The organism is Amycolatopsis thermalba (assembly GCF_023376025.1).
GTDB lineage: Bacteria > Actinomycetota > Actinomycetes > Mycobacteriales > Pseudonocardiaceae > Amycolatopsis_E > Amycolatopsis_E thermalba.
In genome coordinates, this window is record NZ_CP091196.1 from 2,100,471 (window position 1) to 2,120,586 (window position 20,116).

The 20,116-nt window shown below is 71.2% G+C and carries 18 protein-coding genes; 14 read left to right on the plus strand and 4 right to left on the minus strand.

Annotated elements, in window-relative coordinates; translation table 11 throughout:
- The first annotated feature begins 10 nt into the window (after positions 1 to 10).
- A complete protein-coding gene (locus L1857_RS10375) occupies positions 11 to 946 on the plus strand; it encodes a S8 family peptidase (RefSeq protein ID WP_116110811.1) in 936 nt (311 codons plus the stop codon).
- Positions 947 to 1,299: 353 nt separating this feature from the next.
- On the opposite strand, the gene L1857_RS10380 is transcribed toward L1857_RS10375, so the two are convergent.
- Positions 1,300 to 2,382 carry a helix-turn-helix domain-containing protein gene (locus tag L1857_RS10380; RefSeq protein ID WP_205413254.1) on the minus strand — a complete coding sequence of 361 codons (1,083 nt, stop codon included), beginning with the start codon at positions 2,380 to 2,382 and terminating at the stop codon, positions 1,300 to 1,302.
- Between the two features lie 204 nt (positions 2,383 to 2,586).
- Here L1857_RS10380 and L1857_RS10385 point away from each other — a divergent pair, with 204 nt between their 5' ends.
- From L1857_RS10385 to L1857_RS10395, 3 genes are all read left to right on the plus strand, one after another.
- The gene (locus L1857_RS10385) at positions 2,587 to 5,961 is read left to right on the plus strand and encodes a pyruvate carboxylase (RefSeq protein ID WP_116110813.1); all 3,375 of its coding nucleotides are present in this window, start codon (positions 2,587 to 2,589) and stop codon (positions 5,959 to 5,961) included.
- A 310-nt stretch (positions 5,962 to 6,271) separates the two neighbouring features.
- The gene (locus L1857_RS10390) at positions 6,272 to 7,075 is read left to right on the plus strand and encodes an arginase family protein (RefSeq protein ID WP_116110814.1); all 804 of its coding nucleotides are present in this window, start codon (positions 6,272 to 6,274) and stop codon (positions 7,073 to 7,075) included.
- 30 nt (positions 7,076 to 7,105) lie between these two features.
- The gene (locus L1857_RS10395) at positions 7,106 to 8,398 is read left to right on the plus strand and encodes a class I SAM-dependent methyltransferase (RefSeq protein WP_346009482.1); all 1,293 of its coding nucleotides are present in this window, start codon (positions 7,106 to 7,108) and stop codon (positions 8,396 to 8,398) included.
- 429 nt (positions 8,399 to 8,827) lie between these two features.
- Here L1857_RS10395 and L1857_RS10400 read toward each other — a convergent pair whose 3' ends face one another.
- The 3 genes from L1857_RS10400 to L1857_RS10410 all read right to left on the minus strand — a co-directional run bounded on the left by L1857_RS10400 (position 8,828) and on the right by L1857_RS10410 (position 13,565).
- Positions 8,828 to 9,817, minus strand: coding sequence for an LLM class flavin-dependent oxidoreductase (locus L1857_RS10400; protein WP_116110815.1), 990 nt, complete (start codon positions 9,815 to 9,817; stop codon positions 8,828 to 8,830).
- Positions 9,818 to 10,387: 570 nt separating this feature from the next.
- The gene (locus L1857_RS10405) at positions 10,388 to 11,323 is read right to left on the minus strand and encodes a glutamate ABC transporter substrate-binding protein (protein WP_429727750.1); all 936 of its coding nucleotides are present in this window, start codon (positions 11,321 to 11,323) and stop codon (positions 10,388 to 10,390) included.
- A gap of 112 nt (positions 11,324 to 11,435) precedes the next feature.
- Entirely contained in the window at positions 11,436 to 13,565 is a 2,130-nt protein-coding gene (locus tag L1857_RS10410) for a HelD family protein (protein WP_094007354.1), read from the minus strand.
- A gap of 118 nt (positions 13,566 to 13,683) precedes the next feature.
- Here L1857_RS10410 and rsmD point away from each other — a divergent pair, with 118 nt between their 5' ends.
- From rsmD to L1857_RS10460, 10 genes are all read left to right on the plus strand, one after another.
- A complete protein-coding gene (gene rsmD / locus L1857_RS10415; protein ID WP_249464927.1) occupies positions 13,684 to 14,259 on the plus strand; it encodes a 16S rRNA (guanine(966)-N(2))-methyltransferase RsmD in 576 nt (191 codons plus the stop codon).
- A gap of 20 nt (positions 14,260 to 14,279) precedes the next feature.
- Positions 14,280 to 14,762: a pantetheine-phosphate adenylyltransferase gene (coaD, locus tag L1857_RS10420; protein ID WP_094007353.1), complete on the plus strand. Its 483-nt coding sequence runs from the start codon at positions 14,280 to 14,282 to the stop codon at positions 14,760 to 14,762.
- An 83-nt stretch (positions 14,763 to 14,845) separates the two neighbouring features.
- Complete coding sequence (locus L1857_RS10425; protein ID WP_116110818.1) at positions 14,846 to 15,268, plus strand: guanyl-specific ribonuclease; 423 nt, start codon at positions 14,846 to 14,848, stop codon at positions 15,266 to 15,268.
- Positions 15,269 to 15,591: 323 nt separating this feature from the next.
- Positions 15,592 to 16,314: an SPFH domain-containing protein gene (locus L1857_RS10430; RefSeq protein WP_094007350.1), complete on the plus strand. Its 723-nt coding sequence runs from the start codon at positions 15,592 to 15,594 to the stop codon at positions 16,312 to 16,314.
- 55 nt (positions 16,315 to 16,369) lie between these two features.
- Complete coding sequence (locus L1857_RS10435; RefSeq protein ID WP_094007349.1) at positions 16,370 to 16,957, plus strand: YceD family protein; 588 nt, start codon at positions 16,370 to 16,372, stop codon at positions 16,955 to 16,957.
- Between the two features lie 75 nt (positions 16,958 to 17,032).
- Positions 17,033 to 17,215, plus strand: coding sequence for a 50S ribosomal protein L32 (gene rpmF, locus L1857_RS10440; protein ID WP_017987516.1), 183 nt, complete (start codon positions 17,033 to 17,035; stop codon positions 17,213 to 17,215).
- 14 nt (positions 17,216 to 17,229) lie between these two features.
- A complete protein-coding gene (gene rnc, locus L1857_RS10445) occupies positions 17,230 to 17,970 on the plus strand; it encodes a ribonuclease III (protein ID WP_094007348.1) in 741 nt (246 codons plus the stop codon).
- Positions 17,971 to 18,116: 146 nt separating this feature from the next.
- Positions 18,117 to 18,980: a bifunctional DNA-formamidopyrimidine glycosylase/DNA-(apurinic or apyrimidinic site) lyase gene (gene mutM / locus L1857_RS10450; RefSeq protein WP_094007347.1), complete on the plus strand. Its 864-nt coding sequence runs from the start codon at positions 18,117 to 18,119 to the stop codon at positions 18,978 to 18,980.
- A 17-nt stretch (positions 18,981 to 18,997) separates the two neighbouring features.
- Positions 18,998 to 19,540 carry an isopentenyl-diphosphate Delta-isomerase gene (idi, locus tag L1857_RS10455; protein WP_094007346.1) on the plus strand — a complete coding sequence of 181 codons (543 nt, stop codon included), beginning with the start codon at positions 18,998 to 19,000 and terminating at the stop codon, positions 19,538 to 19,540.
- Between the two features lie 69 nt (positions 19,541 to 19,609).
- A complete protein-coding gene (locus L1857_RS10460) occupies positions 19,610 to 20,086 on the plus strand; it encodes a hypothetical protein (protein WP_116110820.1) in 477 nt (158 codons plus the stop codon).
- Positions 20,087 to 20,116 lie beyond the last annotated feature (30 nt).

The following is a 20,116-nucleotide window of genomic DNA, read 5'->3' on the forward strand; positions in this document are numbered from 1 at the left end:
ACGCTGAGGCGTGCTCAAGACTGGATTACGCGCGGTCATCGGTTCGGCACTGCTCGTCCTCGCCGCCGTGGCGCCGGCTTCGGCCGCGCCCGGTGCGCAGCAGAACCCGCCGAGCTGGGCCCTGGACCGGATCGACCAGCGCGGCAAGGCCGGCGACCAGACCTACCACTACGACAGCACCGGCGAGGGCGTCACGGTGTACGTGATCGACACCGGGGTCGACGCGGCGCTGCCGGACCTGGCCGGGCGGGTGGACCCGGGCAAGGACTTCGTCGGCGGCACCGACAACCCGGCCGACGGCAACGGCGACGGCACGCGGATGGCCGGGATCGTGGCCGGCACGGAGTTCGGCGTCGCGAAGGCCGCGCGGATCGTGCCGGTCAAGGTGCTCGACGACAAGGGCAACGGGCGGCTCAACAACATCATCTCGGGCATCGACTGGGTCACCCAGAACGCGAAGCAGCCCGCCGTCGCGGTGATCGGTTTCGGCGGGCCCGCGTCCGACGGCCTGGACAACGCGGTGCGGCGGCTGATCGGCGTGATGCCGGTGGTCGCGGCGGCCGGGTGGTCGGGGGTGGACTCGTCGTTCTCCTCGCCCGCGCGGATCCCGGAGCTGCTGACCGTGGGAGCGGTGGACAAGGCGGACGCCTTCGCGCCGAAGTCGAACTTCGGGCTGGGGGTGGACCTGCTGGCGCCGGGGGTGGACGTGCCGTCGACCGCGCCGGGGGCGACCGCCGCGACGCCGTTCTCGGGCACCTCGATGGCGGCGGCGTTCGTCGCGGGCGCCGCGGCGCTCTACCGGGCCCAGTACCCCGACAAGACGCCCCAGCAGGTGATGGACGCCCTGATCAACAACTCGACGCCGGACGTGCTGACCGGCCTGCCGCAGGGCACACCGAACCGGCTGCTGTACACGCGGTTCGAGAAGGAGAACGCGGCGAGCTGAATTGCAGAAGCCCGTGACGGCGGCTGAAGGCGCCGAAGTCGCGCCCGGTGCAGGGCAACCTCATTCCGGTGTCGCGGAGGCACTCGGTGAGGTTGCCCGCACTGACCTCGGTGACCTTCCCGTTGCCGCAAGCACGGGCGAGGAGCCACACCGTTTCCGTGCACAGGCAGACCGTAGGCGCGCCCGACCCTTACCGCGTCGCGATCGTCGGTGACAGCGATGCCGCCTTGTCGCTCCACGACGGCAAAGACGCTGGGCTCCCCGAGGTTGCGAGGTTCTTCGCGAAACAGGACGTCGAGGCGTTCTGCAAGTGCGAAGTGACTCGGACAGGTCGTGTCGAAGGCGAGCATCGATCAGGGCGCCGACTCGGCTTCGTTGCGCAGAGGCAGATCCTCGATCGTGATCTGACCGTGCAGCAGTTCGACGGCTCGGTTCGAGGTGATCTTGTCGAACCTCCAGGCTTGGATCACCGCGTGTGCGAAGGTGGGCGGAACCGTCACCGAGGTCAGACCGGGCTGCGGAGCCCATCCGAGGGCTTCGAGTATCTCGGCGCGTGTCGGTGTGCGCCATCGACGGGCCGTGCTCCCGTCGATGACCTTTGCGTGTTGCGCTTGTCTGAGCGCTGTCGACCAGGACGTCCGATAGCGTGCGGCGAGTTCGATCAGATATTCGCGGGCCACGCTCTCGTCTCGCGGCCAGCCGTCGGTGATCACCGCGACCGGCAACAGCAGTTCGGCGGCGAACGCGCCGATGGCTCGCTCTCTTTCCTCGCGCGAAGCCGCGACACCGAGATCCGTCGAATACTCATCGCCCAGAACGAGGTGGCCCAGCTCGTGAGCGGCAGTGGCACGGCGACGACCGGGGTCGGCCGCACTGTTCACGACCGCCACTGCCAGCCCGTCGTCCGTCAGCGAAGCACCGTCCCCAGTCAGCTCAGTGACGAGCAGGAACTGTCCGGCGCGCTCGCATACCGACATCATCGTGTCAATGGGCCTGGTGCCAAGGTCCAGGTGCTCACGTAGCCAGGATGCAGCTTCCCGCGCCGCTGGTAGCCCGTCGACCTTGCCCGGAAAAATCACCACATCCAGGGGCGGTAGCTGTCCGAGGTCCACCAGTTGGCGGACGTCCCGTAGCCACTCGAACAAGGCGGCTTCCAGGCGTGACTCAGCGCGCCCGGAGTTCGTTCCGGTGTCGTCCAAGGGAAGGCTGCTGCGCCGGGAGACCACCGCCGGGCGCGCGTCCAGGAAGTACCCGATCGACACTGAGAGTGCCTCGGCGAGACGCGCCAGCTCAAGGGCGTCCAGACGTCGCGCTCCACGCTCGATTTTCACGACCATCGTGCGGTCCAGACCGATCTCGGCGGCCAGCTCGGCCTGGGACAGCCCAGCGCCCAAGCGCGCCTCACGCACGCGCTCGCCGATCTCGGTCCATTCCACACAGCCACGGTTAGTGCGATTTTCGCACATGTCAAGCGTGGTTGGTTCTATCGACGCAATCGAGGAAGCTGCATTACCCCGCACCACTGTGCGGCATGCGCACGTTCCGGATGATGTCCATCACCCGGGACTGAACTCCCGATGAGCGGGATCGGCAAGGTAACGTCACAGCACTACCGATCCGTGAACAGGGAAGGACCGGGCATGTTTCGCAAGGTGCTGGTCGCCAACCGCGGGGAAATCGCCATCCGGGCGTTCCGCGCGGGCTACGAGCTGGGCGCGGGCACAGTGGCGGTGTTCCCCCACGAGGACCGCAACTCGCTGCACCGTCTGAAGGCCGACGAGGCCTACGAGATCGGCGAACCGGGACACCCGGTCCGCGCCTACCTCGACGTGGAAGAGATCGTCGGCGCCGCGCGGAAAGCCGGTGCGGACGCGGTGTACCCCGGCTACGGATTCCTGTCCGAGAACCCCGATCTCGCGCGCGCGTGCGAGGAAGCCGGCATCACCTTCGTCGGCCCGAGCGCGGAAATCCTGGAACTGACCGGTAACAAGGCGCGCGCCGTCGCGGCCGCCCGTGAGGCCGGGGTGCCGGTGCTCGGCTCGTCGCAGCCGTCCACGAACGTCGACGAGCTGACCGCCGCGGCCGAGGAGATCGGGTTCCCCGTCTTCGTCAAGGCCGTCGCCGGTGGTGGCGGCCGCGGCATGCGCCGCGTCAACGATCCCGCGCACCTGCGCGAGTCGATCGAGGCCGCGATGCGCGAGGCCGAGTCGGCCTTCGGCGACCCCACCGTGTTCCTGGAAAAGGCCGTCGTCGACCCGCGGCACATCGAGGTCCAGATCCTCGCCGACGGCGCCGGCAACGTCATCCACCTCTTCGAGCGCGACTGCTCCGTCCAGCGGCGGCACCAGAAGGTCATCGAGCTGGCGCCCGCCCCCAACCTCGACCCCGAGCTGCGCGACCGCATCTGCAACGACGCCGTCGCGTTCGCCCGCAAGATCGGCTACCGCAACGCGGGCACCGTCGAGTTCCTGCTCGACCGGGACGGCAACCACGTCTTCATCGAGATGAACCCGCGCATCCAGGTCGAGCACACGGTGACCGAGGAGGTCACCGACGTCGACCTGGTGCAGTCGCAGCTGCGCATCGCCTCCGGCGAGACGCTCGCCGACCTCGGCCTGTCGCAGGAGAAGGTCTACCTGCGCGGCGCCGCGATGCAGTGCCGCATCACCACCGAGGACCCGGCCAACGGGTTCCGCCCGGACACGGGCATGATCAGCGCCTACCGCTCGCCCGGCGGTTCGGGCATCCGCCTCGACGGCGGCACCGCGTTCGCCGGCACCGAGATCAGCGCGCACTTCGACTCGATGCTGGTGAAGCTCACCTGCCGCGGCCGGGACTTCAAGACCGCGGTGGGCCGCGCCCGCCGCGCGCTCGCCGAGTTCCGCATCCGCGGCGTGTCCACGAACATCCCGTTCCTGCAGGCCGTGCTCGACGACCCGGACTTCGCCGCCGGGCGCGTCACCACCTCGTTCATCGAGGAGCGGCCGCACCTGCTGACCGCGCGGCACTCCGCCGACCGCGGCACCCGGCTGCTGACCTACCTCGCCGACGTCACGGTCAACAAGCCGCACGGCGAGCGGCCGCGCCTGATCGACCCGGCCACGAAGCTGCCGTCGCTGCCCTCGGCCGAGCCGCAGGCGGGGTCGAAGCAGAAGCTGGCCGAGCTGGGCCCGGAGGGATTCGCGCGGTGGCTGCGCGAGTCGCCGACGCTGGGTGTCACGGACACGACCTTCCGCGACGCGCACCAGTCGCTGCTGGCGACCCGCGTGCGCACCAAGGACCTGCTGGCCGTCGCGCCGGTCGTGGCGCACACGCTGCCGCAGCTGCTGTCCCTGGAGTGCTGGGGCGGCGCGACCTACGACGTCGCGCTGCGGTTCCTCGCCGAGGACCCGTGGGAGCGGCTGGCGAAGCTGCGCGAGGCCGTGCCGAACATCTGCCTGCAGATGCTGCTGCGCGGCCGGAACACGGTCGGCTACACGCCGTACCCGACCGAGGTGACCAACGCCTTCGTCGAGGAGGCCACCAACACCGGCATCGACATCTTCCGCATCTTCGACGCCCTCAACGACGTCGAGCAGATGCGCCCGGCCATCGAGGCCGTGCGGGAGACCGGGAAGGCCGTCGCCGAGGTCGCGCTCTGCTACACCTCGGACCTGTCCGACCCCGGCGAGAAGCTCTACACGCTGGACTACTACCTCAAGCTGGCCGAGCAGATCGTCGGCGCCGGGGCGCACGTCCTGGCGATCAAGGACATGGCCGGCCTGCTGCGCGCGCCGGCCGCGGAGAAGCTGGTCTCCGCGCTGCGCAAGGAGTTCGACCTCCCGGTGCACATCCACACCCACGACACCGCGGGTGGTCAGCTGGGCACCTACCTGGCGGCGATCGGCGCCGGGGCGGACGCGGTGGACGGCGCCGTCGCGTCGATGGCGGGCACCACCTCGCAGCCGTCGCTGTCGGCGATCGTCGCGGCCACCGACCACTCGCCGCGGCCGTCCGGGCTGAGCCTGCGGGCGGTCGGCGACCTGGAGCCGTACTGGGAGATCGTGCGCAAGATCTACGCGCCGTTCGAGGCGGGCCTGGCCTCGCCGACCGGCCGCGTGTACGACCACGAGATCCCCGGCGGTCAGCTGTCCAACCTGCGCACGCAGGCCAAGGCGCTCGGGCTGGGCGACCGCTTCGAGGAGATCGAGGCGATGTACGCGGCGGCCGACCGCATCCTGGGCCACCTGGTCAAGGTCACGCCGTCGTCCAAGGTGGTCGGCGACCTGGCGCTGCACCTGGTGGGCGCGGGGGTCGAGCCGGAGAAGTTCGAGGCCGAGCCGAACCGCTACGACATCCCGGACTCGGTGATCGGCTTCCTGCGCGGCGAGCTGGGCGACCCGCCCGGCGGCTGGCCGGAGCCGTTCCGCACCAAGGCGCTCGAGGGCCGCGCCGAACCGAAGCCGGAGACCGAGCTGTCCGCCGAGGACCGCGAGGGCCTGGCGAAGGACCGCCGCGCGACGCTCAACCGGCTGCTGTTCCCCGGGCCGACCAAGGAGTTCGAGGAGCACCGCCGCGCCTACGGCGACACCAGCGTGCTGTCCAGCAAGGACTTCTTCTACGGTCTGCGCCCGGGCGAGGAGTACGCGGTCGACCTGGAGCCGGGCGTGCGGCTGCTGTTCGAGCTGGAGGCCGTCGGTGAGGCCGACGAGCGCGGCATGCGGACGGTGATGGCGACGCTGAACGGGCAGCTGCGGCCGATCCAGGTGCGCGACCGGTCGGTGGCCTCGGACCTGCCGGCGGCGGAGAAGGCCGACAAGTCCAACCCGAAGCACGTCGCCGCGCCGTTCGCCGGTGTGGTCACGCTGTCGGTGGCCGAGGGCGACGAGGTCGCCGCGGGCGCCACGGTCGCGACCATCGAGGCGATGAAGATGGAGGCGGCGATCACCGCGTCCGAATCGGGCAAGGTGGTGCGCCTGGCGATCAACTCGGTGCAGCAGGTCGAGGGCGGTGACCTGCTGATCGTGCTGGAGTAACACCCGAACGCAGAACTCGCGCACGGGAACGCAGGACTCGCGCACCGGCACGCAGAACTCGCGCACCGGAACGCAGAACTCGCGCACCGGGACGTGGGACTCGCGCGGAAGCCGACAGCCCGCGAGTCCCACGCTCACGCTCGCGAGTCCCACGCTCACGCTCGCGAGTCCCACGCTCACGCCCGCGAGTCCCACACTCGTGCTCGCGAGTCCCACACTCGTGCTCGCGAGTTCTGCGCTCGTGAGCGCGAGTTCGGCGGGCGGGGAAATCCGCGTGCGGCGGCCCCCGTGCCGTCGTTAGGGTCGGTGCGTGCTGATCCAAGCGGTACCGCAGTGGCAAGGGGCCCGGACACCCCGGGCGGGCGATCTGCCCGCGGGGTGCCGGGCCCTTTCCGCGTTGGCGGCGGAGGTTCTCGGGGCGCCGGTGCGCGAGGTGCGTCTGGAGGCGGGCGAAACGCCGGTCGTGGACGGGATCGCGAACCGGGAAGCGTTGCTGGACAACCGGAAGCGGCACGCCGAGGCCCTCGCCGACGGACCGGTGCTCACCATCGGCGGTGACTGCGCCGCCGACCTGGTGCCCGTCGCCGCCGCCCGGGCCCGGCACGGCGAACGCTTCGGCGTGGCGTGGTTCGACGCGCACGGCGACCTCAACACCCCGGCCGGCTCGCCGTCCGGCGCCTTCCACGGGATGGTGCTGCGGTCGCTGCTCGGCGACGGCGATCCGGCGTTCGCGGCCGTGCCCGCGGTCGAGCCGGGCCGTGCGGTGCTCGTCGGGGCGCGGGCGCTGGATCCGGCGGAACGGGACGAAATCGAGGCGGGCCGGGTCCGGCTGGTTTCGGGGGAACCGTCGCGGATTGTCGCCGAAGTCCGGGATGCCGGTATCGAACGGCTGTACGTGCACGTCGATCTCGATGTCCTGGACCCGTCCGCGTTCGCCGGAATGGACTACCCGGAACCCGATGGGATGACCGTGTCGAAGCTCGTCGACGGGCTGCGTGCGCTCGCGGAGTTCGAGGTCGTGGGCGCGGGCATCACCGAATGCGTTTCCGGCAAACGGGATGATCTGGTGATTCTGGCACCTGTGCTGCACACCATTGGTGAATTACTTCGCTGATACAAGCGATTTCGCCGCGCGCGTGCTTGAATGAAGTTCGTGGGTAGCGCAGGTGGAGTCGCCGGCGCCGTAGGGGAACTCCTGCACACGGCGCTCGGTCAGAACGTCCCGATCCGGATTCGTTGCTGGGACGGCAGTGAAACCGGGCCGCCGGACGCGCCGGTGCTGCACCTCAAACACCGCCGCGCGTTGCGGCGCCTGCTGTGGGCGCCGAACGAGCTGGGCGTGACGCGGGCGCACGTCGCCGGCGAGCTCGACGTCGAGGGGCCGTTCGTGGAAGCCCTGGAGCGGCTGCACGATCTGGTCTACGACGTCGACTTCGACGTGGACCTCACCTGGGCGGTGCGGCGCGACCTGGCCAAGGCGGCGCTGAAGCTGGGCATCGTGGGGTTCCCGCCGAAACCGCCGCCGGAGGAGATCAAGCTCGCCGGGCGCATGCACTCCCGGCGCCGTGACGCGGCCGCCATCTCGCACCACTACGACGTGGGCAACGACTTCTACGCGCTCGTGCTCGGGCCGTCGATGACGTACTCGTGCGCGGTGTGGCCGAAGCCGGAGACCACGCTGGAGGAGGCGCAGACCGCGAAGGTCGACCTGGTGGCGCGCAAGCTCGGGTTGCGCGAGGGGATGCGGGTGCTCGACGTCGGCTGCGGCTGGGGCACCTTCGTCATCCACGCCGCCAAGGAGTACGGCGCGCACGCGGTCGGCGTCACGCTGTCGCAGGCGCAGGCGGACTTCGCGCGCAAGCGGGTCGCCGAGGAGGGGCTGTCGGACCTGGTGGAGATCCGGGTGCAGGACTACCGCGAGGTGTCCGACGGGCCGTTCGACGCGATCTCCAGCATCGGGATGGCCGAGCACGTGGGCGCGTCGATGCTGCCGGTGTACGCGAAGTCGCTGTTCGACCTGCTGCGGCCGGAGGGGCGGTTGCTCAACCACGCCATCTCGCGGCACCCGTCGGTGCCGCCGCGGAACCAGAAGACGTCGTTCATCGACCGGTACGTCTTCCCGGACGGCGAGCTGGAGCCGGTGAGCGTGATGGCCGCGGCGATCGAGGAGGCCGGCTTCGAGGTGCGGGACGTGGAGGCGCTGCGCGAGCACTACGGGCGCACGCTGCGCGCGTGGGTGGCGAACCTGGAGGCGAACTGGGCCGAGGCGGTCCGCCTGGGCGGCGCGGGACGGGCGCGGGTGTGGCGGCTGTACATGGCCGCGTGCGCGCTGAGCTTCGAAAGCGGGGCCATCGGGGTGAACCAGATCCTGGCGGTGAAGCCGACGGCCCGCGGCGGCAGCGGGATGCCGCCGGTGCGGAGCGCCTGGCTGTCCTGAACCGAGCGGCGAGGCCGGGCGGGCGGTTGCGGCCTGCCCGGCGCAGCGCGGGTGGCTTGGGAATTCAGGGTCGCTGCGGAGCTGCGCCTGGAGCCGAAGGCTGCGGCGCGCGCGGGTTCTGCGCGTGCGCCCGGCCGGTTCTCGCGTGGGCCGGCAGCAGGATGCCGCCGGTGCGGTCGGCGGGCTCAGTGTGGGGTGGCGCGGGCTGGTTCTCGTGTGGCCGGCGGCGGGATGCCGCCGGTGCGGAGCGCTTGGCGGTCCTAGCCGCGGGCGCGGCCGGAGGCTGCGGTGCGGCGGGCGGGTTAACGGAGGCCGCCCGGCCCGCCGCGCGGGTCCGGGCTCAACGCGGCGGGCCGTTGGCCATCACGGGCGAGGCCGGACGCTAGCGGGTTGGCGGAGGCCGCCCGACCTGCCGCGCCGGGCTTGGGCTCAGGCGTGGGTGAGGTCGGCCACCAGCTCGTAGGAGCGCAGCCGGTCGGCCTCGCCGTGGACCATCGTCGTGATCATGATCTCATCGGCGCCGGTGTCGCTGACCAGCGTCTCCAGGCCCTTGCGGACCGTCGACGGTGAGCCGTGGATCGTCGTGCCCAGGCGTTCGTCCACGAAGTGCCGGTCGATCTCCGAGTACGGGTACCCGGCGGCCTCCTCGGGCGTCGGCAGCGGGATCGGGTTGCCGCGCCGCAGCTGGAGGAACTGCAGGCCGCTCGGCCCGGCCAGCCACCGCGCCCGGTCGTCGGTCTCCGCGCAGATCACCGCCGCGCCGAGCATCACGTAGGGCTCGGGCAGCGCCTCCGACGGCTGGAACGACTCGCGGTACAGCTCCACCGCCGGGATCGTGTTGCGGGCGCTGAAGTGGTGCGCGAACGCGAACGGCAGCCCGAGCGACCCGGCCAGCCGCGCGCTGAACCCGCTCGACCCGAGCAGCCACACCGGCGGCTTGTACCTCGGCACCGCCCGCACCGCGCCCTCGCCGTCGAAGTAGCCCATCAGCTCGGACAGCTGCTGAAGGAAGTCGTCCGCGCCCAGCGCCTGCGCCGAACCACGCAACGCGATCGCCGTGCGCTGGTCGGTGCCCGGTGCCCGGCCGATGCCGAGGTCGATGCGGCCGGGGTGGAACGCCTCCAGCATCCCGAACTGCTCGGCCACCACCAGCGGCGCGTGGTTGGGCAGCATGATGCCGCCGGAGCCGACGCGGATGCTTTCGGTCGCCGCCGCGACGTGGCTCATCAGGACCGTCGTGGCCGAACTCGCGATGCCCGGCATGTTGTGGTGCTCGGCGACCCAGAACCGCCGGTAGCCGAGCCGCTCGGTCTGCCGGGCCAGCTCGACGGTGTTGCGGAGCGCGGTGCGCGCGTCCGCGCCGCTCGGAATGGGGGACAGGTCCAGCACGGACAGCGCGACGTCGGATAGCGGCTTCACGGCAACGTCCAACGCGCACCCGGCCGCACGTCTTCCCGCGCGAACGCAGAACTCGCCTGCGGGAGCGTGGGACTCGCGGCTCCGAATGTGGAACTCCCGCGCCGGAACACAGGACGCGCGGGCCGAGCGCGGGACGCGCGGCTCCGAGCGCAGGACTCGCGCGCCGGAGCGTGGGACTCGCGCGCCGGAGCGTGGGACTCGCGCGGGCGAGAGGTCAGTGCGGCAGGTTCAGGGCGGGGCAGGAGCCGTCCACGGCCGCCCGGCGGAGTTCGTCCCCGGGCACGCCGGGGAACTGGACCTGGGGGCAGTCGTGGGCCGGCGGTAGCACGAGTGCGCCTTCCGCGCCTACGAGCCCCGCCCTGCTTCGCCTCACCGCCAAGACCGCGCCCGTCCACAACTCCATGACGGTGGGCGACTACTAGGAGCCGCACGGCACCCGGCCACCCGAGTGCGGAACTCGCGCGCCGGAGCGCAGAACTCTTGCGCCGGAACGCGGAACTCGCGCGCCGGAGCGTGGGACTCGCGGGGCGGAGCGTGGGACTCGCGGGGCGGAGCGTGGGACTCGCGTGGCTATGAGCCGGGGACTGAGCCGATCGCTGGTGGGGACGGGGGTGCGCCGGTCACCACCGTGCCCAGCGTCTCCTGCCAGGCGCGCTGCCACAGCCCGGCGGCCTCGATCTTGCGCAGCCAGTCGTTGACGAACCGCTTGAACGTGTCGTCGTCGAGCTTGAGGCCGATGCCGTACGGCTCGCTGGTGAACGGCTGCCCGCTGATCTGCAGCTTCGAGTCCAGTTGCGCCTCGCCCGCCAGCACGGTCAGATCGTGCACGTACGCGTCGCCCTTGCCCTGCTCCAGCGCCTGCACGCACTCCTCGGCCGTGCCGAACGTGGTGATCTTCGCGCCGGGCGCGCGCTGCTGGATCGCCGCCACGCTGGTCGTCCCGGCCACCGCCAGGACGGTCTTGCCGTTGAGGTCGGCGGGGTCGTCGATGCCGGTGGTGCCCTTGAGCGTGGCGATCGCCTGCCCGGACAGCAGGTACGGCCCGGCGAACGCGACCCGCTGCGCCCGTTCCGCCGTGATCGTGTAGATCCGGATCACCGCGTCCACGGTGCCCGTTTTCAACATCGCTTCGCGCGTTTCCGGTGTGGTCGTCACGATGTTGACGTTCGGCCGGCCGATGATGTATTTCGCCAGCATTTTTCCGAGTGTCGCGTCGAATCCGTCGGTGCTCCCGGTGATCGGATTCCGCTGCGACAGCAGGGGCAGGTTCTCGTCGCCGCCGACGATCAGCGTGCCGCGGGCCCGGATCGCCTGGGCGGTCGGGCTGGCCGCCAGCTCCGCCTCACTGGCCACCGGAGCCTCACCGATAACTCCCTGACCAGTGGAAACTTCACCACCAGTGCTCGCGGTCTCGTCGCCGGTACAGGCGACGCCCGTCGTGAGCAGCGCCGCGCCGAGGCCGATCGAGGCCGCCGTACGGCGCGCAGCACGCACCCAACCTGCCATGAGGTGCTCCATCCACAGTCCCGGACATCACGAAGAGACGATCGGTCTCGCCGTGCATGGTAATTGCCCGGGAAATGATGGAGGCTGACGAAGACGTCGCTTTTTTCGTGATTTATTCCGCAGGCAGCCACTCGTCGTCGGAGGCCACGACGGTCAGTTGCTGGGTCGCGCGGGTCAGTGCGACGTAGAGCACGCGGCGCCCGGTGAGCGACTCGGTGATCAGCTCGGTCGGCTCGACCAGCACGACGGCGTCGTACTCCAGGCCCTTGGCGTCCAGGCTGCCGACGACCTTGAGCCGCTCGTCCGCCTGGCCCCGCACCCACGTGCCGACCTCGGCGACCCGGTCCATGGCGCACACCACACCGACCGTGCCCTCGACCGCGTCCAGCAGCTCCTTCGCCGCGGCCTGCACCGCGCTCTCCACGCTGCCGGGCTCGACCAGCCGCACGTCCGGCTCGATCCCGGTGGTCCGCACCGCGTGCGGCAGCTCACCCTCGGCGGCGTGCCCGGCGACCACCCGCGCGGCCAGGTCGAAGATCTCCGCCGAGTTCCGGTAGTTGGTGCGCAGCGTGTACCGGCGGATCGGGGTGCGCGCGCCGAACACCTGCGTCCGGGCCTGCGCCGCCTCCGCCGGATCCGGCCACGAGCTCTGCACCGGGTCGCCGACCACCGTCCAGCTGGCGTACTTGCCCCGCCGCCCGACCATCCGCCACTGCATCGGCGAGAGGTCCTGCGACTCGTCGACCACGATGTGCGAGTACTCGTCGTAGTGCTCCGGCCGGTGCGGTTTGCCGACCGACCCGCGCTCCGGCGGCGCCGCGTCCAGCTCGACCTGCTGCGCGCGGCGGCGGCGCTTGGGCGGCGGCCCGACCAGCACGCGCAGCTCGTCCAGCAGCGCCACGTCGGCGACCGTCCATTCGCGCTCCCGGTCGGCGAACGACGCGGCCAGCAGGTCGACCTCGTCCGGGGTCAGCACACCCCGCGCGGCCTTGGTCAGCCGCTTCGGATCACCCAGCCAGCGCAGGATCTCGCCGGGGTACAGCACCGGCCACCACACCACCAGGAAGCGGTGGAAGTCGATCCGCTCGCCCAGGTCGTGGATCAGCTCGGCGCGCTCGATCGTCCGGCCGTCGGCGCGGGCGTTCTCCTCGGCGCGGTCGGCCAGCGCCTCCAGCAGCGCCTCGGCCGCGCGCACCCGCGAGCGGTTCGGCGGCCCGCCGTGGCCGTGCACCTTGCGGCGGACCTTCTCCAGTTCCTTGCGGGTGAGCTTGAGGACCTCGCCCTTGTAGACGATCCGCATCTCGCCGGGCACGTCCGGCGGGGTGTCGCGCAACGCCTTGAGCAGCACCTTGCGCATCCGCAGCGACCCCTTGATCGCGGCCAGCGGCGCCGGGTCCTGCCGGTCGGTCTCGATGCCGTCGAGCACCGCGCCCAGCGCCCGCAGCTCGACGTTCGTCTCACCCATCGACGGCAGCACGCGGGAGATGTAGTTGGTGAACACCCCGGACGGGCCGACCACCAGCACGCCGGCCCCGCCGAGCTGGCGGCGGTAGCGGTAGAGCAGGTAGGCCGCGCGGTGCAGCGCCACGGCGGTCTTGCCGGTGCCCGGGCCGCCGGTGATTTCGGTGACACCGCGCCACGGCGCCCGGATGACCTCGTCCTGTTCCTTCTGGATGGTGGCGACGATGTCGCGCATCTTGTCGCCACGCGACCGGCCCAGCGCGGCCATCAGCGCGCCCTCGCCGACCACCTGCATGTCGTCGCCGACCGCGTCCGGGATCAGCACGTCGTCATCCACGTCGAGCACGGTCTGGCCGGAGCAGCGGATGACGCGGCGGCGCACCACGTCCATCGGTTCCTCGGCGGTGGCCTGGTAGAACGCGGCGGCCGCGGGGGCGCGCCAGTCGGTGACCAGGTTGTCGAACTCGGCGTCGCGGATGCCGAGGCGCCCGACGTAGATCGTCTCCCGGCTGGTGTGGTCGAGGCGGCCGAAGACCAGGCCCTCGTACTCGGCGTCCAGGGTCTGCAGCGTCTGGGTCGCGTGGTGGACCATCATGTCGCGCTCGAACAGCATCGAGGCCTGCTCGAAAACGGCTTCGCGCTGGGCGCCGTGGCCGATCTCGTAGCCCTTGGCACGCATCGCCTCCGCCTGCGCCCGGAGTTCGGCGAGCCGGGTGTAGACGCGGTCCACGTGGTGTTGTTCGATGGCGATCTCGGCCCGTCTGACCCGAGGTTCCGACACGCAGCGCTCCTACAGCTCACTCGCCGGCAACAGGAAGATTGACTCTACGCGTGCCCCGCGCGCTGTTCACCGGGTCCTGGGCAAAACACCGCGTAGAACACAGCGCGATGATGGGGGTGTGACGACGAGGATCGTGGCCGGGGCGGCGAGCGGGCGGCGGCTCAAGGTGCCCGCGCAGGGCACCCGGCCGACCTCCGAGCGCGTGCGGGAGGCGTTGTTCAACGCGCTGGAGGCGGCGGGCGAGCTGACCGACGCGCGGGTCCTGGACCTCTACGCCGGTTCCGGCGCCCTGGGCCTGGAGGCGCTCTCGCGTGGCGCGGCGGACGCGGTGTTCGTCGAGTCCGACCGGCGGGCCGTGCAGGTGCTCAAGGCCAACGTGAGCGCGCTCGGGCTGGGCGGATCGGTGCGCTCCGGCCCGGTGGAGACGGTGCTGGCGCAGCCCGCCGACGAGCCGTTCGACCTCGTGCTGGCCGATCCGCCGTACTCGCTGGGGGCGGACCGGATCGGCGCGGTGCTGACCGTCCTGGCCGCCGGCGGCTGGATCGCCGGGCACGGGCTGGTGATCGTGGAACGCGCGCTGCGCGACGGCGAACCCGCCTGGCCGGCCGGGTTCGAACCGGTGCGCACGTCGCGGTACGGCGACACGGCGTTGTACTGGGCGGAGTACGTCACTTCACCGCGCCACGACGGGTAGAGCTTGATAGCGTCCGCGGCATGCGGCGTGCGGTGTGTCCTGGCTCCTACGACCCGGTGACCAACGGCCACCTCGACATCATCGAGCGGGCGGCGAAGCTGTTCGACGAGGTCGTGGTCGCGGTCATGATCAACAAGTCCAAGAAGGGCATGTTCTCCATCGAGGAGCGCCTGGAGATGCTGCGGGAGATCACCGCGCACCTGCCCAACGTGCGGGTGGACTCCTGGCACGGGCTGCTCGTGGAGTACTGCAAGCAGAACGGCATCGCGGCGATCGCCAAGGGCCTGCGCTCGGTCAGCGACTTCGACTACGAGCTGCAGATGGCGCAGATGAACCGCGAGCTCTCCGGGGTGGAGACGCTGCTGATGTCCAACAACCCCGCCTACGGCTTCGTGTCCAGCTCGCTGGTCAAGGAGGTCGCCACCTACGGCGGCGACGTGAAGAACCTGGTGCCGGGCGTGGTTTTCGAGCGGCTGACCGCGAAGCTCGCCGAACGCGCCTGATCGGGCGACGACTTTCGTCGGGACTTCGGGCGCGTTCACCTGACGGCCTCCTGCGGGTAACGCGATCGGGCTACGGTCCGAAAATGACCAACACCATGATATCCCGGGTGGCCGGGGTGCTGCTCGCGTTCGTCCTCACGTTGTTCACGGGCCTCGGCCTGGTCGCGCCCGCCTCGGCCGCGCCGGCGTCCCTCGCCCAGGCCGAGTGCGGCGACACCTCCGGCTTCACGGAGGTCGCGCTGAGCGACCTGCCCGCGGAGGCCACCGACACCTACGAGCTGATCCAGCAGGGCGGCCCGTACCCGTACGAGCAGGACGGGACGGTTTTCCAGAACCGCGAAGGGCTGCTGCCCGCCTGCGCGAGCGGCTACTACCACGAGTACACCGTGGAGACCCCCGGCAGCGACGACCGCGGCGCGCGGCGGATCGTCACCGGCTCGGCGGGGGAGTACTTCTACACCGGCGACCACTACGCGAGCTTCGACCTGGTGGACGTGAATTCCTGACGGAACTCCTTGACACGCCCGCCCGTCGCCCACCACCACCCTCAACGGAAACGCTTCGCGTTGCTGACACGCCCGCCCGTCGCCCACCACCACCCTCAACGGAAACGCTTCGCGTTGCTGACACGCCCGCCCGTCGCCCACCACCACCCTCAACGGAAACGCTTCGCGTCACTGACACGCCCGCCCGTCGCCCACCACCACCCTCAACGGAAACGCTTCGCGTTGCTGACACGCCCGGTAACGCAGCGCTCCCGCCGTTTCACGCGAGAAGCGGGCAGACTGGTGGTCAAGCCGGATGGGGAAAGGCCACCTAGGGAGTCGCTGTGTACCGGGTGTTCGAGGCGCTGGACGAACTCGTCACGATCGTGGAAGAGGCACGCGGGGTGCCGATGACATCCAGCTGCGTGGTTCCCCGCGGGGACGTCCTCGAACTGCTCGACGACGTGCGTGACGCGCTGCCCCGCGAGGTCGATGACGCGCAGGACGTGCTCGACCAGCGCGACGAGCTGATCACCAAGGCGCGCGACCAGGCCGAGACCACGGTCAACGACGCCAACGCCGAGGCCGAGCGGGTCACCTCCGAGGCCGCCGCGGAGGCGGAGCGCATGATCGCCGACGCGCAGGCGCGCGCCGAGCAGGTCATGGCCGACGCCCGGGCCGAGGCGGAGCGGATGATCGCCGCGGGCCAGGCCGAGTACCACAACCTGACCGAGCGGGCCCGCGCCGAGGCCGAGCGCATGATGCAGGCCGGCCGCGACGCCTACGAGCGGGCCGTCGAGGACGGCCGCCACGAGCAGTCCCGGCTGGTGTCCCAGACCGAGGTCGTGCAGGCCGCGCACGCCGAATCCGCGCGGATCGTGGACGAGGCCCACGCCGAGGCCGACCGCCAGCGCGCCGACTGCGACGCCTACGTCGACGGCAAGCTCGCCGAGTTCTCCGAGCTGCTGTCCACCACGCTGCGCACGGTCGACTCCGGCCGCAACCACCTGCGCGCGCCGTCGACCCTCGGCCAGCGGCCCACGCCCCTGTACGACTTCCAGCCCTGAACGGGTGAGGGCGTAGAGTGGTGAGGTTGCCTTCCGCCCTCTACTCAACGGACCGATGTCTCAGCACAATGACTCTTCCGACGCCCGCAACCCGTGGGTCGTCGACACGCGCGAGCTCGGCCGCCGCGCCGGCCTGAGCCGCACCGTCCAGCGCACGGCGCCCACCGGCGTCGAGTGGGGCGTGCCCGACGTGATCGTGGTGCCCAAGGGCACCGAGGTCGAGCTCGACCTGCTGCTCGAGTCGGTGGTCGAGGGCGTGCTGGTCAGCGGTTCCGCCGTCGCGCCGACGACGGGCGCCTGCTCGCGCTGCCTCGACCCGATCTCCGACGAGGTCGAGGTCGACCTGACCGAGCTGTTCGCCTACCCGGACTCGACCACGGACGAGACGACCGACGAGGACGAGGTCATGCGCCTGGTCGACGACCGGATCGACCTCGAACCGCTGGTCCGCGACGCCGTCGTGCTGGCCCTGCCGCAGGTCCCGCTGTGCCGCGAGGACTGCCCCGGGCTGTGCCCCGAATGCGGCGGGAAGTGGGCCGATCTCGAGCCCGGACACGGGCATGAGACGATAGACCCTCGGTGGGCCGCGCTGGTCGAGCGTTTCGACGACTCGTCCCCGGGCGGGCCCGGCCGGCAAGCCTGACGGGCATCAGCTCGTAAGCATTGAGTAAGCACGCTCGCGCCCGCGTGAGCGAACCGTGGATGAGGAGATTCAGTCGTGGCCGTCCCGAAGCGGAAGATGTCGCGCTCCAACACGCGCCACCGTCGTGCGCAGTGGAAGGCGACGCCCGTGCAGCTGGTGCCCTGCCAGAACCGGGCCTGCCGGCAGCCGAAGCCGCAGCACGTGGCCTGCCCGACCTGCGGCCAGTACGACGGTCGTCAGGTCGTCGAGCCCGCCTGAGGTCGCTGACCAGGATGGGGGGCAGGTCGAGATCGGGAGGGCCGGCCGCCGACCCGAAACCGTTGCTCGAAGCGCTCGGCGTCGAACTCGACGCCGAGCTGCTCACGTTGGCGCTCACCCACCGCTCGTACGCGTACGAGAACGGTGGGCTGCCGCCCAACGAGCGGCTCGAGTTCCTCGGTGACGCCGTGCTCGGTCTGGTCGTCACCGACCACCTGTACCGCACGCACCCCGAGCTTCCGGAGGGACAGCTCGCGAAGCTGCGGGCCAGCGTGGTCAACATGCACGCCCTGGCCGGGGTGGCGCGCGGGCTGGGCCCCGGCGGCCTCGGCGCGCACCTGCTGCTGGGCAAGGGCGAGGAGCTGACCGGGGGCCGTGACAAGGCGAGCATCCTCGCCGACGGGCTCGAAGCCGTGATCGGTGCGGCGTACCTGGCGCACGGCATCGACGCGGCGCGCGATCTGGTGCACCGGCTGTTCGACGCGCTGCTGGCGGAGGCGCCGCTGCGCGGGGCCGGGCTGGACTGGAAGACGAGCCTGCAGGAGCTGACCGCCTCGGCCGGGCTGGGTGTGCCCGAGTACAAGGTGGAGGACACCGGTCCGGACCACCGCAAGGAGTTCAGTGCGACGGTGCTGGTCGCCGGTCGCGATCTGGGCAACGGCTCGGGCACCACGAAGAAGGAAGCCGAGCAGAAGGCCGCCGAGACCGCCTGGCGGGCTCTTTCCGAGGAGCTGAAGCCGGAGGGCTCGGAGTAGTTCCGCTGTCCCGGAAGCCGGGTCGCTGCCTCGCCGCGGCGGCCCGGTTTTCGTCGTTCCGGTGGATCCGGGCGTCACTGTCGGTCGTCGTGATGTGACCCGGTCGGACGCCGGGAATTGTCGGTGGTCGTGGTTAGGGTGGTGGAGTGCCGGAGCTTCCCGAAGTAGAAGTGGTGCGCCGCGGGCTGCAGGCCCACGTGGCGGGCCGCGCGATCGCGCGCGTCGAAGTGCTGCACCCGCGGGCGATCCGCCGTCACGAGCTGGGCCCGGACGACTTCACCGGCCGCCTGGCGGGGGCGCGCGTCGAGGCGGCGCGGCGCCGCGGCAAGTACCTGTGGCTGGAGCTGTCCGACAAGGAGGCGATCCTCGCGCACCTGGGCATGAGCGGCCAGATGCTCGTCCAGCCCGAGGGCGCCCCCGACGAGAAGCACCTGCGCGTCCGCATCCGCTTCGACGACGGCGGGCCCGAGTTGCGGTTCGTCGACCAGCGCACGTTCGGCGGACTCGCGCTCGCCGACCTGGTCACCTCCGACGGCACGCTGCTGCCCGCCCCGATCGCGCACATCGCCCGCGATCCGATGGACCCGGCGTTCGACCCGGCCCAGGCGGTCAAGGCGCTGCGCTCGCGCCGCACCGAGATCAAACGCGCCCTGCTCGACCAGACCCTGGTGTCCGGCGTCGGCAACATCTACGCCGACGAGTCGCTCTGGCGCGCCCGCCTGCACTGGGCCCGCCCCACCGAGAAGCTCACCCGCGCCCAGGGCGCGGCCGTGCTCGAAGCGGCCACCGAGGTGATGAACGAGGCCCTCCAGGCCGGGGGCACGTCCTTCGACGCCTTGTACGTCAACGTCAACGGCCAGTCCGGCTACTTCGACCGCTCGCTGAACGTCTACGGCCAGGGTGACCGCCCCTGCCGCCGCTGCGGCACGGCCATCCGCCGCGAGCCGTTCATGAACCGGTCGTCCTACTTCTGCCCGCGCTGCCAGCCCCGGCCGCGCCGCTCCCACTGACACGGAAGGCAGGGCACGTGGCCCAGGAAGAACTCGTGGTGCTGCTCGACGAGCGCTTCGACCCCATCGGCACCGCGCCCAAGCGCACGGTGCACGACGCGCACACCCCGCTGCACCTGGCGTTCTCGTGCTACGTCTTCGACCGCGCCGGTCGCGTGCTGCTGACCCGGCGGGCGATCGGCAAGAAGACGTGGCCGGGCGTGTGGACCAACTCGTTCTGCGGCCACCCCGGCCCGGGCGAGGACATGGCGGAGGCCATCGGACGGCGCGCGAAGCAGGAGCTGGGCCTGGAGGTCACCGGCCTGCGGAAGGTGCTGCCGGACTTCCGCTACACCGCGACCGACGCCGGTGGCGTGGTGGAGAACGAGTTCTGCCCGGTGTGGGTCGCCGAGGCCGCGGCCGACCCGCTGCCCGAGCCGGACGAGGTGTGCGAGTGGCGGTGGTCGGCGTGGACCGACCTCGTGGAGAGCATGAGCCGCACGCCGTTCGTGTTCAGCCCGTGGTCGCAGCTGCAGGTTCCGCGCCTGGCGGAAGCCCTTTCCGCGGGGGCGCGGCGGTAGCCGTGTGACCGCATCAGGACATCGCCTTTGACGGTCACCGCCCGTCCGCGGTTACCTCGGGAGGTGCGGATGGGACGGGCGCGGTGGTGGACGCTGGGCGGCGCGGCGGTCGCGTCGATCGCGGTGGTCGTGCTGCTCCTGGTGTACGTGTTCGACGACGATCCCGGGGACGCCGCGGACGACATCGCCACGGCGCTCACCGGCGAGGACCGCGCCGCCTACCGGGACCTGACCTGCGCCGGCCTGCCGCCCGTCGACGAGGTCGACCTGCCCGGCCAGGGACGGGTTTCGGCGTTCACCATCGGCGACATCTCCGTCTACGAGGTGCGCCAGAACGCCGAAGACTTCGCCGTCGCCGTGTTCGTGGCCGACGGGACGTCCAGCTTCGTCGTCGGCCAGCTCACCGAGGACGACGGCTGGTGCCTGCTCGACCTGTTCGCCTGTCCCGCCGCGGCGCAGCCGGCCACGAGCGGCTTCCGGACCGACTGGGCGCAGCTGAGGAGGGAAACCGTGTGCGGGTACGTCCTGTCGGACTCCCGCAACTGAGAAAGCCCCGAGCCGGACCGGCTCGGGGCT

Coding starts and splice junctions, on each gene's coding strand:
- L1857_RS10435 (WP_094007349.1), top strand. CDS start 16,370: ATGTCTCAGCACAATGACTCTTCCGACGCCCGCAACCCGTGGGTCGTC.
- L1857_RS10405 (WP_429727750.1), bottom strand. CDS start 11,323: ATGGCAGGTTGGGTGCGTGCTGCGCGCCGTACGGCGGCCTCGATCGGC.
- coaD (WP_094007353.1), top strand. CDS start 14,280: ATGCGGCGTGCGGTGTGTCCTGGCTCCTACGACCCGGTGACCAACGGC.
- rnc (WP_094007348.1), top strand. CDS start 17,230: ATGGGGGGCAGGTCGAGATCGGGAGGGCCGGCCGCCGACCCGAAACCG.
- L1857_RS10425 (WP_116110818.1), top strand. CDS start 14,846: ATGACCAACACCATGATATCCCGGGTGGCCGGGGTGCTGCTCGCGTTC.
- L1857_RS10395 (WP_346009482.1), top strand. CDS start 7,106: ATGAAGTTCGTGGGTAGCGCAGGTGGAGTCGCCGGCGCCGTAGGGGAA.
- L1857_RS10385 (WP_116110813.1), top strand. CDS start 2,587: ATGTTTCGCAAGGTGCTGGTCGCCAACCGCGGGGAAATCGCCATCCGG.
- L1857_RS10460 (WP_116110820.1), top strand. CDS start 19,610: ATGGGACGGGCGCGGTGGTGGACGCTGGGCGGCGCGGCGGTCGCGTCG.